Consider the following 13836-nt stretch of genomic DNA (forward strand, 5'->3'; position numbering starts at 1 on the left):
ATGCGCACCGAATCCTCACCGATTGATGTTGGTGCGCACGGCGCACCCTACGCTTCAGCGCCCGCTGACAATGCTCAGGCGGCCCAGCAGCGGCAGTCTGGCCAGGCGCGAGGTGATCGGCAGGGTGACTTTTTCCAGCCATTCGCTGGCGCGGTAACCGAGTGGGGTGTAGCAGCTCCACGCCAGGGCCAGCAGGCTGAGGAACACGCCGCCGACGAAGGCGTCCGCGCCCCAGTGGGCGCCGGCCACCAGGCGCGGCAGGATGCCGATCGCGGTAATCGCCCAGACCAGCAGCAGGCGCCAACCGCGGGCGAAGAAGCTCATGAAATAGGCCCAGATCAGCAGCACGGAGGCGTGATCACCGGGGAAACTGCGGCTGGCGCTGTCCTTCAGGTCCCAGCGTTCTTCCCAGGCCGGGAACATCTCGGTCAGGCGCGCGCTGCCTTCCACCACCAGCGACGGGCTGGCGTGTTGCCAGCCCATGTATTCGACCAGGTCGGCGAACAGCACACGCATCAGCAGCATCACCGTCAGGGCGACGAGAAAGGCGAACAGCGCGCGACGTACCTGGGCACCGGTGAAGATCAGATCGGCCTTGAGCATCACCGCCAGCATCACCACGCCGACCCCGGCATCGACCGGGCGCATGCTGCCGATGGCCCAGACATGTGCCCACAGGCCGCCGGCGTGTACCGGGTCGTTGAGCAGCTTGAACAGCCACAGATCGAAGACGTTCCACAGCTCGCGGGTAGGCTGCCACAGCCAGCTGGCGAGCAGTGCGAAGGCCACGACATGGCAGACCAGCAGGGCGCGTGGCTGCCAGTGACGATTGATGAACGTGCTCGACATGAAAGATCCCTTTGCAGATAGATGACAGGCCCTGTCCCGGGCGCGCGGATGATAGGTCGTGCTGACCGTCGTACAAGGGCGGCAGCGTGCTTGTTCAGCCAGGGTTCAGGGTGCAGTCGTGCCTGTGAACAGCCGCACATGACGTTCGGCCCTTGGTTGTGCTGGCGTTTGTGCATAAAATCGCCAGCCCTTTTGCAGACCCGGGCCAGCCGCCATGAATGACTTCAGTCAACGCTTTCTCTTCGACGACACCGACGTGCGCGGCGAGATGGTCGCGCTGCGCGAGAGCTACGCCCATGTGCTGGCCAAGCACGCCTACCCGCAGCCGGTGGCGCAGCTGCTCGGCGAGCTGATGGCCGCTGCCGCCCTGCTGGTCGGCACGCTGAAGTTCGACGGCCTGCTGGTGCTGCAGGCGCGCGCCGAAGGCCCGCTGTCGCTGCTGATGGTCGAATGCTCCAGTGCCCGCGAGCTGCGCGGCATCGCCCGCTACGACGCCGAGCAGATCGGCGCCGACGCCGACCTGCAGAGCCTGATGCCCAATGGCGTGCTGGCCATCACCATCGACCCCACCCGCGGCCAGCGTTATCAGGGCATCGTCGACCTTGACGGCGTCGACCTGGCCGCATGCCTGACCAACTACTTCGCCAGCTCCGAGCAGTTGCCGACCCGCTTCTGGCTCAAGGCCGATGGCCAGCGCGCCCGCGGCCTGCTGCTGCAGCAGCTGCCGCCGCACCACCAGAGCGAGCCGCAGGAACGCGCCGAGAGCTGGAACCACGTGCTGACCCTGGCCGATACCCTGACCGCCGAAGAGCTGCTGGGCCTGGACAACCCGACCCTGTTGCATCGCCTCTATCACCAGGAAAACGTGCGCCTGTTCGACGGGCAGCCGCTGCAGTTCCGCTGCAGCTGCTCGCGCGAGCGCTCGGCCAGCGCCCTGGCCAGCCTCGGCCAGGCCGACGCCGAGCTGCTGCTGGCCGAGCAGGGCGGCAGCGTGGTGATCGATTGCCAGTTCTGCAACGAGCGCTACGCCTTCGATGCCGCCGATATCGCCCAGCTGTTCGCCGGTGCCGGCAGCGAAGCGCCGTCGCAGACACGCCATTGATGAACTTTTCTTCCTTATAGAAGTTCTCTATCGGATCGGAGGCTGCCAAGCGATTCGCTTTTCTGGCATACTCCCGCGACTTTTTTACCGTGTAGTGCAGTTGCCCCTGCACTACACAACGTTCGGAAGACTCGGCCAGCGGCCGACGGGGACCCTCATGACGCAAGCCAACAACGCCGTGTATACCGACATCAGCGCCGCGCAACTGGTCGAAGAAGCCATTCGCCGTGGTGAAGGGGAACTGGCCGCCAACGGCGCGCTGGTCGTTCGTACCGGTCATCGCACTGGCCGCTCGCCGGCAGACCGCTTCATCGTTCAGGAGCCGAGCACCGAGGCGCAGATCGCCTGGGGCAACATCAACCGTCCGTTCCCGGCCGACAAGTTCGATGCCCTGTGGGATCGCGTGGAAGCCTTCAACAACGCCCAGGAACACTTCGTTTCCCACGTTCACGTAGGCTCTGCCGAAGCGCACTACCTGCCGGTGAAAATGACCACCGCCACCGCCTGGCAGAACCTGTTCGGCCGTCAGCTGTTCATCAACCCGAGCGCCTACAACCCGGCCGGCAAGGCCGAGTGGCAGATCCTCAACGTGGCCAACTTCGAGTGCGTGCCGGAGCGTGACGGCACCAACTCCGACGGCTGCGTGATCATCAACTTCGCCGCCCGCAAGGTGCTGATCGCCGGTATGCGTTACGCCGGCGAGATGAAGAAGGCCATGTTCTCCGTGCAGAACTTCCTGCTGCCGGAAAAGGACGTGCTGCCGATGCACTGCGCCGCCAACATCGGCGAAGATGGCGACGTGACCCTGTTCTTCGGTCTGTCCGGCACCGGCAAGACCACCCTGTCCGCCGACGAATCGCGTTACCTGATCGGTGACGACGAGCACGGCTGGGGCGAGGACGTGGTGTTCAACATCGAAGGCGGCTGCTACGCCAAGTGCATCGACCTGTCCGAGAAAAACGAGCCGGTGATCTGGAAAGCCATCCAGTTCGGCACCGTGCTGGAGAACGTGGTGCTCGATGAGCAGCGCACCCCCGACTACAGCGACGACAGCCTGACCCAGAACAGCCGCGCGGCCTACCCGCTGGAGTACGTCGAGAAGCGCAGCGAGAAGAACCTGGGCGGCGAACCGAATGCCGTGATCTTCCTGACCTGCGACCTGACCGGCGTACTGCCGCCGGTGTCGATCCTCAACAACGAGCAGGCGGCCTATCACTTCCTGTCCGGCTACACCGCGCTGGTCGGTTCCACCGAAATGGGTTCGGGCGGCGGCATCAAGTCGACCTTCTCCACCTGCTTCGGCGCGCCGTTCTTCCCGCGTCCGGCCGGCGTCTACGCCGAGCTGCTGATCAAGCGCATCAACGCCTTCGGCTCCAAGGTCTATCTGGTCAACACCGGCTGGACCGGCGGTGGCTATGGCGTCGGCAAGCGTTTCAACATCCCCACCACCCGTGGTGTGATCGCGGCGATCCAGAGCGGGGCGCTGATCGGTGCCGAGACCGAGCACCTGCCGATCATCAACCTGGACGTGCCCAAGGCCGTGCCGGGCGTCGAGACCAACCTGCTCAACCCGCGCAACACCTGGGCAGACAAGAACGCCTACGACGAAGCCGCCAAGGGCCTGGCCAAGCTGTTCATCGACAACTTCGCCAAGTTCGATGTCAGCGAAGCGATCAAGAACGCCGGCCCGCAGCTCTAAGCTGGGCAGGGCAAAAGAAACCGCCTTCGGGCGGTTTCTTTTTTTTAGGCTGCAGGCTGCAGGCGGCAGGCAAGAGCAAAAGCAGCAGGCGTAGGGCGGGTGAAACCCGCCATGGCCGCAGCGCGGGTTGCACCCGCCCTACGAGACTCGGGCCGTAGGCTGCGCCGTGCGCACCTTGTTTGTTGGCGGCGCACATGGCGCACCCTACGCAACCGCGTTATGGTCAGGGGCCAATCCGCAGTCAATGGAGTGACGGCCCATGTCCACCCTCAAACGTGTCTTCGGTTTCGATCAATTGCGCCCCGGCCAGGAGGCGGTGATCAGCGCCGTACTCGCCGGACGTTCGGCGGCGGCGATCTTCCCCACGGGCTCGGGCAAGTCCCTGTGCTACCAGCTGCCGGCGCTGCACCTGCCGCACCTGACCCTGGTCATCTCGCCGCTGCTGGCGCTGATGCAGGATCAGCTGGCCTTCCTGCACGCCCATGGCATCGCGGCAGCGAGCATCGACTCGGCGCAGAGCCGTGAGCAGAGCATGGAGGTGATGAACCGCGCACGCAGCGGCGAGCTGAAGATTCTGATGATCTCGGTGGAGCGCCTGAAGAACGAGCGCTTCCGAAACTTCATCGCCCAGGTACCGATCTCCCTGCTGGTGGTCGACGAAGCGCACTGCATTTCCGAGTGGGGCCACAACTTCCGCCCGGATTACCTCAAGCTGCCCGACTATCAGCGCCAGTTCGGCATCAAGCAGGTGCTGCTGCTCACCGCCACGGCCACGCCCAGGGTGATCGCCGACATGCGCGAGAAATTCGCCATTGCCGAGGCGGATGTGGTCACCACCGGCTTCTATCGGCCCAATCTCAACCTGCTGGTCGAGCCGGTGCCTGGTGGTGCCAAGGCGCAGCGCCTGCAGCAATGGCTGGCGCCGCGGCGCGGTCAGGCGAGCATCGTCTACGTCACCCAGCAGAAAACTGCCGAGCAGGTCGCCGAGTGCCTGGCGCGTGACGGTCTGGCGGTCAGCGCCTACCACGCCGGCATGGGCCATGAGGTACGCGAGTCGATCCAGCGGCGCTTCATGGCGGGCGAGCTGGAGTGCATCGTCGCCACCATCGCCTTCGGCATGGGCATCGACAAGCGCGACATCCGCAACGTGGTGCACTTCGACCTGCCCAAGTCGGTGGAGAACTACAGCCAGGAAATCGGCCGCGCCGGGCGCGATGGCCAGGCCTCGGACTGCCTGGTGCTGGCCAGCCGCGACGGCCTCAGCGTGCTGGAGAACTTCGTCTACGGCGATACCCCGGAGCTTGCCGGCATTCGCGCGGTGCTCGACGACCTGCGCGCAGCCGGCACGGGCGGGCAGTGGGAGCTGATGCTCGGCCAGCTCTCCGAGCACAGCAATATCCGCGCGCTGCCGCTCAAGACCCTGCTGGTGCAGCTGGAACTACGCGGCATCATCGCGCCGCGTTATGCCTACTTCGCCGAGTATCGCTTCAAGCTGCTGCTGGAGGACGAGGCCTTGCTGGCGCAGTTCGAGGGCGAGCGGCGCCAGTTCGTCGAGGCGATCCTTGCCTGCTCGAAGCGCGCGCGTACCTGGTCGACGCTGGACTTCGACGCGCTGTATCGACAGTACGGTGCCGAACGCGCGCGGGTGGTCAAGGCGCTGGATTACTTTCAGGAAAAGGGCTGGCTGGAGCTGGAAAGCAAGCAGATGACCGAGGTCTACGTCGTGCTCGACGGCGGCTTCGAGAGCGAGACCCTGGCGGCCGATCTGCATGCGCATTTCTGCGCCCACGAGGCCAGCGAGATCGGCCGTATCCAGGCCATGCTCGGCTTGTTCGAGAGCCGCGAATGCCTGAGCCGACGTCTGGCGCTGTATTTCGGCGACGAGCAGGCGCCCGAGCGTTGCGGGCATTGCTCCGTGTGTCAGGGGCACGTCGCGACCTTGCCGCAACCACCGGAATTACCGCCCTTGAGCGGTCGCGACGCCCGGGCGTTAGGCGCCGCCTTCGTCGAGAAGCACCGGCAATACGCCGGGCACGAACCGAGCCATGAGTGCCTGACGCGTTTTCTCTGCGGGGTGACCACGCCGTTGTTCACCAAGCTCAAGGCACGCCAGCTGGCCGGCTTCGCCGCGCTGGAGGAATACCCCTACGCCGAAGTGCGCGGTTGGTTGACGGCGTCGTTCGTGTAGGGACTCTTGGCCGTGTGCACCGGATTACGCGCAGGCATTGGTGCGCACGGCGCACCCTACGGGGTAGCGCGCTGCCCCTGGTTCAGCGTCCAGTCCACCAGTTCGCGGGACAATTGATCGGCAGCCTTGCCGAAAGCCGCCACCACCGCGGCAATCGAGGTATCGCCAGCCGCCTGGCTGGCGCTGAAGCGGCGGCTGGCGATGATCTGCTGGCTGCGCGTATCGACCAGGTTGACCTCGAGACGGATCAGCGCGTGCGGGGTGCCGTCGCGGTATTCGCTGTGGAAGCTGCGCAGATCGCTGACCAGTTCCAGATCGGCCTGCAGGCGCTGCTCCTCGTTGCTCAGCGCCTTGATCCGCCCGTCATCCTGGAAGGCGTCGAGCAGGCGGCCGCGCAACAGCTGCGGCGTGCGCTCGCTCCAGCGTACGCCCTGGTAGGTGTTGACCCGCCCTGGCTCGGGCAGCACGACGATGCGCGTGCCGTCGAGCAGCTGGTTGCTGACCGGGCTGTTCACCCGCAGCGACCAGTCGACCCGTTGCGTCTGCGGCGGCAGCGCAGTGGCCGGCAGCAGATAGATATCCAGCGGTTCGCTCTGCGGCAGGATCGAGCAGGCGCCGAGCAGGGCGGCGGCCAGCAACAGGGTGAGACGCTTCATGGTTGGAACTCCTTGATGCTGTCGCTGCGCAGCAGGTAACCGCTGGGGTCCTGCTCCAGGCGGCGGGAAAAGCCGCGCAGGGCGCCGAGGGTTTCGCGCAGCTCGCTGATCGTCGGGCCGAGATCGCCGAGGCCCTGCAGACCGCTGTCCAGTGCGCCGCGGTTGTTCTGCAGCAGCTCCTCGATATTGCGGCTGCTGCGCTCGAGCGAGGCCATCAGGCGCTCGGCGCTTTCCAGCACCTGGCTGCCCTGGCTGTCGAGCAGATGATTGGCGTTCTTCATCAGCGCGGCGGCTTCGCGGGTGGCGGCGCTGGTCTGGCGCAGGGCCTCGCTCAGCTCGCCACGCTGGTCGGCGAGGCCGGCGGTGGCCTGTTCGAGGTTCTCCAGGGTGCGCGCCACCCGCTCGACGTTGTCCCGCGAGAGCAGGTTGTTGGCGCGGTTGAGCAGGCGCGTGACGCTGCTCACCAGGTCCTCGCCATTGGCCATCAGCCGCGACAGCGGCGAGCGGTCGGCGACTATGATCCCCGGCTGACCGTCCTTGCCCTTGAGCGGCGGACTTTCCGGGCTGCCGCTGTACAGCTGGATCACCGCCAGGCCGGTGATGCCGGTGATCGCCAGGCGAGCGCGGGTATCCTGCTTGATCGGCGTGTTGCCGACGATGCGAATGCGTGCGCGCACCGTGCGCGGGTCATCGGGGTCGAGGCCGAGGCTGATCACGTCGCCGACCTTGATCCCGCTGTACTGCACCGCGCTGCCCTGCGACAGACCGGTGACCGCCTCGTTGAAGATCACCTCGTAATCGGTGAAGGCGCGATCCGCTCCGGCCTTGTTCAGCCACAGGCCGAACAGCAGCGCGGCGCCAACCGTGAGCACGGTGAACAGGCCGATCAGTACATGATGGGCTCTGGGTTCCATTCATCGACTCCCTGCCGCCGCAGCGGCCTGTGCAGCCGCGCGTCCACGCGGGCCGTGAAAATAATCCTGAATCCAGGCGTCGTCGGTAGCGGCCACCACATCCAGGCGGTCGGCCACCAGCACCCTCTTCTGCGCCAGCACCGCGACCCGGTCGCAGATGCTGTAGAGCGTGTCCAGATCGTGGGTGACCAGAAATACACTCAGACCCAGGCTGTCACTGAGGGTGCGGATCAATTGGTCGAAGGCCGCCGCTCCTATGGGGTCGAGGCCGGCGGTGGGCTCGTCGAGGAACAGGATGTCCGGGTCCAGTGCCAGGGCACGGGCCAGGGCGGCGCGCTTGACCATGCCGCCGGACAGCGAGGCGGGATACTTGTCGGCAGCATTGCTCGGCAGTCCGGCCAGGGCGATCTTGACCCGCGCCAGGCGCTCGGCCGCGGCGCGCGACAGGCCGGCATGCTCGATCAGCGGCAGGGCGATGTTCTCGCTGACGGTCAGCGAGGAGAACAGCGCGCCGCGCTGGTAGAGCACGCCGAAACGCCGTTCCAGCTGCGAGCGGCGCTCGGCCGGCAGGCTCAGCAGCTCTTCGCCGAACACCCGCACGGTGCCGGCGTTGGGCTGGCGCAGACCGACGATGCTGCGTAGCAGCACCGACTTGCCGGTGCCCGAGCCGCCGACCACACCGAGTATCTCGCCGCGATAGAGGTCGAAATCCAGATGCTCGTGCACCACCTGGCTGCCGAAGCGGTTGTTCAGGCCGCGCACCTCGATGACCTTGTCCCGACTCACCAGCCCATCTCCATCAGAAACAGCGCGGCCAGGGCGTCGAGCAGGATGACCACGAAGATCGACTGCACCACTGCCGAGGTGGTGTGCTCGCCCACCGATTGCGCGCTGCCGCTGACCTTGAAGCCTTCGCGGCAGCCGATCAGGGCGATCAGGAAGGCGAAGATCGGCGCCTTGAGCAGGCCGACCAGAAAGTGCTGCAGCAGGTCGCTGTCCTGCAGGATCGACAGATACATGGTCACCGGAATGTCCAGCGCCACGGCGCACACCACGCCGCCGCCGAGCATGCCGCTGAGCATGGCGATGAAGGTCAGGATCGGCAGGGCGATGAGCATGGCGAACACCCGCGGCAGCACCAGCAACTCGATCGGGCTCAGGCCCAGGGTGCGGATGGCGTCGATTTCCTCGTTGGCCTTCATCGAGCCGATCTGCGCGGTGAAGGCGCTGGCGGTACGTCCGGCCATGAGAATGGCGGTGAGCAGCACGCCGAACTCGCGCAGGAAGGAGAAGGCCACCAGGTTCACCGTGTAGATGCTGGCGCCGAAGTCGGCGAGGATGGTGGCGCCGAGAAAGGCCACCACGGCGCCGACCAGGAAGGTCAGCAGGGCGACGATGGGCACGGCGTTGAGCCCGCACTGTTCAAGGTGCGCGGCCAGCGAGGTAAGGCGCCAGCGCATCGGGCGCACCAGGATCACCAGCATGCTGACCAGGGTCAGGCCCATGAAACCGAGCAGTTCCCGGGCATGGCACCAGGTGGTTTCCACTGCCTCGCCGATATGCCCGAGCACCTCGCGCAGTGCCGACGGCGTGGCGTGTTCCTGCGCCTGCTGGCTGCCGGCCATGGCATCGGCCACCGCCAGCAGCAGGGCGCGACGCTCGGTGCTGAGGTTGTCCTGTTGCGCCAGTTGGCGCAGGCGCTCGCTGCCCAGCAGCTCCACCAGCAGTGCCGCACCGGCGGTATCCAGCGCGGCCAGGCCGCCGAGATCGACGCTTTCCTGGCCGTGCAGGCGTTCGCGCAGAGCCAGTACCTGAGGTTCGAGTCGGCTGTAATGGGCCAGCGTCCAGTCGCCACCGATGTGCAGGCCGCTGGCGGCGTCCGTGCTGCTGGTCGGTTGCGAGGTCAGGTAGGGAATGGTCATCGCTACAGCTTAGCGCCGCATAGCGGCCGCAGGCCAGTCGCGACGTCGAGCGGCCGGCCATGGCGCCGCGCATCAACCGCCTGGCCACACCAAAGATCGGATGACAGACGCATGGACTAAGGTGATCCTCAATGTCCCGAGCCGAGCGAGGCTGAGTCATGTCCACCGAGCATCTGGATGTCCTGATCATCGGCGCCGGCCTGTCCGGAGTCGGCGCCGCCTGCCACCTCCAGCGCCTTTGCCCGGGCAAGCGGTTCGCCGTTCTCGAAGGACGCGAGGCCTTGGGCGGCACCTGGGACCTGTTTCGTTATCCGGGCATCCGCTCCGATTCGGACATGTACACACTCGGCTACAACTTCAAGCCCTGGCGCGAGCCGCAGGCCATCGCCGACGGCCCGTCGATTCGTCGTTACATCGAGGAAACGGCGGCCGAGCATGGCGTCGACCGCCTGATTCGCTATCGGCACAGGGTGCTCGAGGCCAATTGGTGCAGCGCCAGCGCCACCTGGCAGTTGCGGGTGCAGCGCGGCGAGGAGAGCGAGCCGCTGCGCATGAGTTGCCAGTTCCTGATGATGTGCACCGGCTACTACCGCTACGAGGCCGGCTACACCCCCGAGTTCGCCGGGCGCGAGGACTACCGGGGCACCTTCATCCATCCGCAGCGGTGGCCCGAGGGCTTCGACTACAGCAACAAGCGCGTGCTGGTGATCGGCAGCGGCGCCACCGCCGTGACCCTGGTGCCGGCCCTGGCCGAGCGCGCGGCGCAGGTCACCATGCTGCAGCGTTCACCCAGCTACGTGATCAACCTGCCGCAGCGCGATGCGCTGTCCAACGCGCTGCGCCGTGTGTTGCCGGAGAAGTGGGTGTATCGCCTGGCGCGGGGGCGCAACGTGACCCTGCAGCTGGTCTTCTACAAGCTGGCCAAGCGCTTTCCCAATCTGGTACGACGGATACTGCTGGGGCTGGTGCGGCGCCAGCTGGGCGAGCGGGTCGATATGCGCCATTTCAGCCCGTCCTACAAACCCTGGGACCAGCGCGTCTGTGCGGTGCCCGATGGCGACCTGTTCCGCGTGCTGCGCCAGGGCAGGGCGCAGGTGGTCACGGCCGAGATCGAGCGTTTCACCGCGCAGGGGATTCGCCTGAAGAATGGCGAAGAGCTGGCTGCCGACGTGATCGTCAGTGCCACCGGTCTGCAGCTGCAGCTGTTCGGCGGCATCGAGGTAAGCGTCGACGGGGTGCCCTTCGAGGCGCCCAAAAGCATGGGCTACCGCGGCATCATGCTGCGCGATCTGCCCAACCTGGCGGTGGTGATGGGTTACACCAACGCCAGCTGGACGCTCAAGGCCGATCTTTCCAGCGAGTACTTCTGCCGCTTGATCAGGCACATGGACGCCATCGGCATGCGCCAGGTGACGCCACACGACAATGGCGGCGGCGTCCGCCCGCAGCCCTTTCTCGATCTGCAGTCGGGCTATATCGAGCGCGCCGCGCACCTGTTGCCGGCGCAGGGCGACCGGGTGCCGTGGAAGCTGCACCAGAACTACCTGCTCGATCTGGCGCTGCTGCGCTACGGCCAGCTGGAAGACGACTATCTGGTGTTCTCTGCGCCCCAGGCAGAACCGCAAACGGCAGTTTTGCAGCCCTGAGTGGAAGGTGCCAATGGCGAATGTCCTACAAAAAAATGCACAATCGCGCCGCTTACTTTTCTGGCACAGCGCCACTACACTTTTGCGAGCTGTGTCACGGAAGCACAACGAAGCGCCAAGCGCCCATTCAATGAGAGGTCGGCCATGAAGGAACAGCGCCATCTACCCGCACTGCGTGCTCATATCGAGCAACTGCTGAGCAAAGGCTGGATCATCGCCAGTCGCAGCCCTCTGATGCTGCAGAACGGCCATCGTTGCTACCTCGTTTCCCACGGCATGCTGATCAGCGAATCCACACGCGCTGCCTGACCGCTTTCCCGACCGCTGCGCCCTCAACCCCATCTGGCGCAGCGGCGTTTTTGGTTACCGGATATTGCTCCGCTGCCCCTCCTCGATTCCCCTCTTCGCCCCGTGACAAGCGGGCTGCAGCCGTTCCAGCGGCCTCTCATCGCCTCTCTCCGCATGCTCCTTTGCTGGTGTAACGCCTTGGTCGGCGCGTGGTCAGTGCCTATAACCAACCGGTCACCGAGAGAGGAGCCACGTCATGCCCAGTCGTCGTCGAGTCCTGCAAGCGGGCGCCAGCCTGACCGCGCTGGCCGCCCTGCTGCCCTGGTTGCCAGCGTCCGCCTTCACCGCCGGCACCCTGTTGAGTCGGGCGATCCCCAGCAGCGGCGAGCAACTGCCGGTAATCGGCCTGGGCACTTCGCGCACCCACGACGTGGCGCTGACCGACGAAGCCTTGCAACCTCTGCGCGAGGTACTGCAGGCCCTGGTCAATGGCGGCGCCAGCCTGGTGGATACCGCGCCCAGCTACGGGCGCGCCGAGGCGGTATGTGGCGCGTTGGCCGCCGAGGACGACATGCGCAAGAAGCTGTTTCTCGCCAGCAAGGTGTCCTCTACCGGGCGCGCGGCCGGCGAGCGTCAGGTCGAGGCCAGTTTCGCCGCCCTGCGCACCGACACCATCGACCTGATGCAGGTGCACAACCTGCAGGACACCGGCACCCAGCTCGGCCTGCTGCGCGAGCTCAAGGAGCAGGGCCGGGTGCGCTATGTCGGCGTCACCCATTATCTGGATTCCGCTCACGAGCGCCTGCTCGAGGTGCTGCGCCAGGAGCCGGTGGATTTCGTCCAGTTCAACTATTCCATCGGCGAGCGCAACGCCGAGCGCGAGCTGCTGCCCTACTGCGCCGACAAGGGCATCGCGGTGCTGGTCAACCGGCCCTTCCAGCGCTCGGTGCTGTTCGACCGGGTAAAGGGCAAGAACCTGCCCGACTGGGCTGCCGTGGAGCTGGACGTCACCTCTTGGGCGCAGCTGATGCTCAAGTTCATCCTCGCCAACCCGGCGGTGACCGCGGTGATTCCGGCCACCTCCAACCCGCGTTACATGGCCGACAACATTCTCGCCGGGCAGGGACGCCTGCCCGACGCGGGGCAGCGCAAGCGCATCATCGAGCTGTTCGCCTGAGATGCAGGCGCTCACCCGGCGCCTGGCGCGGGCCATCAATGCCGAGGGGCAGGAGCTGACGGCGGTGCTCGCCGGCTTCGCCCTGTTCTTCTGCCTGTTCGCCGGCTACTTCATGCTGCGCCCGATCCGCGAGGCGATGGGCATCACCGGCGGGGTGAACAACCTGCAATGGCTGTTCACCGCCACCTTCGTCGCCATGCTGCTGGCGGTGCCGCTGCTGGCCTGGCTCAACTCGAAGGTGCCGCGCATCCATTTCATCGACTGGGTGTACGGCTTCTTCTGCCTCAATCTGCTGGTCTTCGTCCTGCTGTTTCGCCTCGATCACGACAGCGTCTGGCTGGCGCGGGTGTTCTACGTGTGGATCTCGGTCTACAACCTGTTCGTCGTCTCGGTGGCCTGGAGCCTGATGGCCGATGTGTTCGACGGCGCCCAGGCCCGCCGACTGTTCGCCTTCATCGCCGCGGGCGCCAGCGTCGGCGGGTTGTGCGGGCCGCTGCTGAGCGCTCTGTTGATCGGCGCCATCGGCGAATCCGGGCTGATGCTGATGGCCGCCGTGCTGCTCGCTGCGGCCATGGCGCTCAAGCGCTACCTGATGGCCTGGCGTGAACGCCAGGGCGCCGGGCGGCCGGGAGCGGCGCCCAGCGAGAGCCCGCGCAGGCCGGTGCCGGGCAATCCGTTCAGCGGGCTGACGCGCATGCTCGGCTCGCGTTACCTGCTGGGCATCGGCGCATTCATCCTGCTGCTGACCTCGGTCAGCACCTTCCTCTACTTCGAGCAGGCGCGTCTGGTGGCCGAACTGTTCCCGGATCGCGCCGCGCAGGTGCGGGTGTTCGGCGTGATCGATTTCGTCGTGCAGGCCGGCGCCCTGGCCTCGCAGCTGTTCATCACCGGCCGCGTGGCGCAGAAGCTCGGCGTACGCGTGTTGCTGTCCGTCGTGCCGGCACTGGTCTGCCTGGGCTTTATCGGCCTGGCGCTGGCGCCGACCTTCGCCATGCTGGCGGGGTTGATGATCGTGCGGCGTATCGGCGAGTACGCCTTCGTCCGGCCGGGGCGGGAGATGCTCTTCGCGCCGCTGGATGCCGAGAGCAAGTACAAGGCGAAGAACTTCATCGACACCGTGGTCTACCGCGGCGGCGATGCCCTCAGCGGCTGGGCCAAGGCCGGCCTGGACATGCTCGGCCACGGTGCCTGGCTGGTGGCCATGGTCGGTGCGCTGTGCGCCGCGCTCTGGGGCATGCTCGGCTGGAATCTGGGCGGCCGCGCAGACAGGCAGGCGCAAGGGTGATCGTTGGGCTGGCGGGTTGCACCGGCCCTACGCAGCCCGTAGTCCCAATGCGATTTGGGCGGCCAGGCAAGGATTTCCCGGATTGCATCCGGGCTACGCGGACGGTCAGC

General features: G+C 66.3%; 12 protein-coding genes. 7 read left to right on the plus strand and 5 right to left on the minus strand.

Features of this window, described 5'->3' with window-relative positions; translation table 11 throughout:
* Positions 1-54: 54 nt before the first annotated feature.
* Complete coding sequence (locus BLS61_RS09015) at positions 55-849, minus strand: phosphatase PAP2 family protein (RefSeq protein ID WP_090430014.1); 795 nt, start codon at positions 847-849, stop codon at positions 55-57.
* Positions 850-1063: 214 nt separating this feature from the next.
* On the opposite strand from BLS61_RS09015, the gene hslO reads away from it, so the two are divergent.
* The 3 genes from hslO (at position 1064) to BLS61_RS09030 (ending at position 5838) form a co-directional block, all read left to right on the plus strand.
* Positions 1064-1951, plus strand: a complete 888-nt coding sequence (hslO, locus tag BLS61_RS09020) for an Hsp33 family molecular chaperone HslO (RefSeq protein WP_090430016.1) — start codon at positions 1064-1066, stop codon at positions 1949-1951.
* Positions 1952-2108: 157 nt separating this feature from the next.
* Entirely contained in the window at positions 2109-3650 is a 1542-nt protein-coding gene (locus tag BLS61_RS09025) for a phosphoenolpyruvate carboxykinase (RefSeq protein WP_090430018.1), read from the plus strand.
* 259 nt (positions 3651-3909) lie between these two features.
* A complete protein-coding gene (locus BLS61_RS09030) occupies positions 3910-5838 on the plus strand; it encodes a RecQ family ATP-dependent DNA helicase (RefSeq protein ID WP_090430020.1) in 1929 nt (642 codons plus the stop codon).
* Between the two features lie 56 nt (positions 5839-5894).
* Here the strand turns inward: BLS61_RS09030 and BLS61_RS09035 are convergent, their stop codons facing one another.
* Genes BLS61_RS09035 through BLS61_RS09050 form a run of 4 tightly spaced genes read right to left on the minus strand, consistent with a single transcriptional unit; the run spans position 5895 to position 9330 of the window.
* Positions 5895-6494 carry an ABC-type transport auxiliary lipoprotein family protein gene (locus BLS61_RS09035; protein ID WP_090430022.1) on the minus strand — a complete coding sequence of 200 codons (600 nt, stop codon included), beginning with the start codon at positions 6492-6494 and terminating at the stop codon, positions 5895-5897.
* On the minus strand, positions 6491-7408 hold the full coding sequence (locus BLS61_RS09040) for an MlaD family protein (RefSeq protein WP_090430024.1): 918 nt from the start codon (positions 7406-7408) through the stop codon (positions 6491-6493). The genes BLS61_RS09035 and BLS61_RS09040 overlap by 4 nt, the downstream gene beginning before the upstream one ends.
* On the minus strand, positions 7409-8194 hold the full coding sequence (locus BLS61_RS09045; RefSeq protein ID WP_090430026.1) for an ABC transporter ATP-binding protein: 786 nt from the start codon (positions 8192-8194) through the stop codon (positions 7409-7411).
* Complete coding sequence (locus tag BLS61_RS09050; protein ID WP_090430028.1) at positions 8191-9330, minus strand: ABC transporter permease; 1140 nt, start codon at positions 9328-9330, stop codon at positions 8191-8193. Before BLS61_RS09050 ends, BLS61_RS09045 begins: the two co-directional genes overlap by 4 nt.
* 158 nt (positions 9331-9488) lie before the next feature.
* On the opposite strand from BLS61_RS09050, the gene BLS61_RS09055 reads away from it, so the two are divergent.
* The 4 genes from BLS61_RS09055 (at position 9489) to BLS61_RS09065 (ending at position 13726) form a co-directional block, all read left to right on the plus strand.
* On the plus strand, positions 9489-10976 hold the full coding sequence (locus BLS61_RS09055) for a flavin-containing monooxygenase (RefSeq protein WP_090430030.1): 1488 nt from the start codon (positions 9489-9491) through the stop codon (positions 10974-10976).
* 144 nt (positions 10977-11120) lie between these two features.
* Positions 11121-11285 carry a hypothetical protein gene (locus BLS61_RS23635; RefSeq protein WP_167358708.1) on the plus strand — a complete coding sequence of 55 codons (165 nt, stop codon included), beginning with the start codon at positions 11121-11123 and terminating at the stop codon, positions 11283-11285.
* A gap of 235 nt (positions 11286-11520) precedes the next feature.
* Positions 11521-12441, plus strand: a complete 921-nt coding sequence (locus BLS61_RS09060) for an aldo/keto reductase (RefSeq protein ID WP_090430031.1) — start codon at positions 11521-11523, stop codon at positions 12439-12441.
* A 1-nt stretch (position 12442) separates the two neighbouring features.
* Positions 12443-13726 carry an NTP/NDP exchange transporter gene (locus BLS61_RS09065; RefSeq protein WP_090430033.1) on the plus strand — a complete coding sequence of 428 codons (1284 nt, stop codon included), beginning with the start codon at positions 12443-12445 and terminating at the stop codon, positions 13724-13726.
* Positions 13727-13836 lie beyond the last annotated feature (110 nt).

The organism is Ectopseudomonas guguanensis, assembly GCF_900104265.1.
GTDB classification, from domain to species: domain Bacteria; phylum Pseudomonadota; class Gammaproteobacteria; order Pseudomonadales; family Pseudomonadaceae; genus Aquipseudomonas; species Aquipseudomonas guguanensis.

Bases quoted from the DNA above. Each gene is read 5' to 3' on its own strand.
- BLS61_RS09015 (WP_090430014.1), bottom strand. From the start codon at position 849: ATGTCGAGCACGTTCATCAATCGTCACTGGCAGCCACGCGCCCTGCTG.
- hslO (WP_090430016.1), top strand. From the start codon at position 1,064: ATGAATGACTTCAGTCAACGCTTTCTCTTCGACGACACCGACGTGCGC.
- BLS61_RS09025 (WP_090430018.1), top strand. From the start codon at position 2,109: ATGACGCAAGCCAACAACGCCGTGTATACCGACATCAGCGCCGCGCAA.
- BLS61_RS09030 (WP_090430020.1), top strand. From the start codon at position 3,910: ATGTCCACCCTCAAACGTGTCTTCGGTTTCGATCAATTGCGCCCCGGC.
- BLS61_RS09035 (WP_090430022.1), bottom strand. From the start codon at position 6,494: ATGAAGCGTCTCACCCTGTTGCTGGCCGCCGCCCTGCTCGGCGCCTGC.
- BLS61_RS09040 (WP_090430024.1), bottom strand. From the start codon at position 7,408: ATGGAACCCAGAGCCCATCATGTACTGATCGGCCTGTTCACCGTGCTC.
- BLS61_RS09050 (WP_090430028.1), bottom strand. From the start codon at position 9,330: ATGACCATTCCCTACCTGACCTCGCAACCGACCAGCAGCACGGACGCC.
- BLS61_RS09055 (WP_090430030.1), top strand. From the start codon at position 9,489: ATGTCCACCGAGCATCTGGATGTCCTGATCATCGGCGCCGGCCTGTCC.
- BLS61_RS23635 (WP_167358708.1), top strand. From the start codon at position 11,121: ATGAAGGAACAGCGCCATCTACCCGCACTGCGTGCTCATATCGAGCAA.
- BLS61_RS09060 (WP_090430031.1), top strand. From the start codon at position 11,521: ATGCCCAGTCGTCGTCGAGTCCTGCAAGCGGGCGCCAGCCTGACCGCG.
- BLS61_RS09065 (WP_090430033.1), top strand. From the start codon at position 12,443: ATGCAGGCGCTCACCCGGCGCCTGGCGCGGGCCATCAATGCCGAGGGG.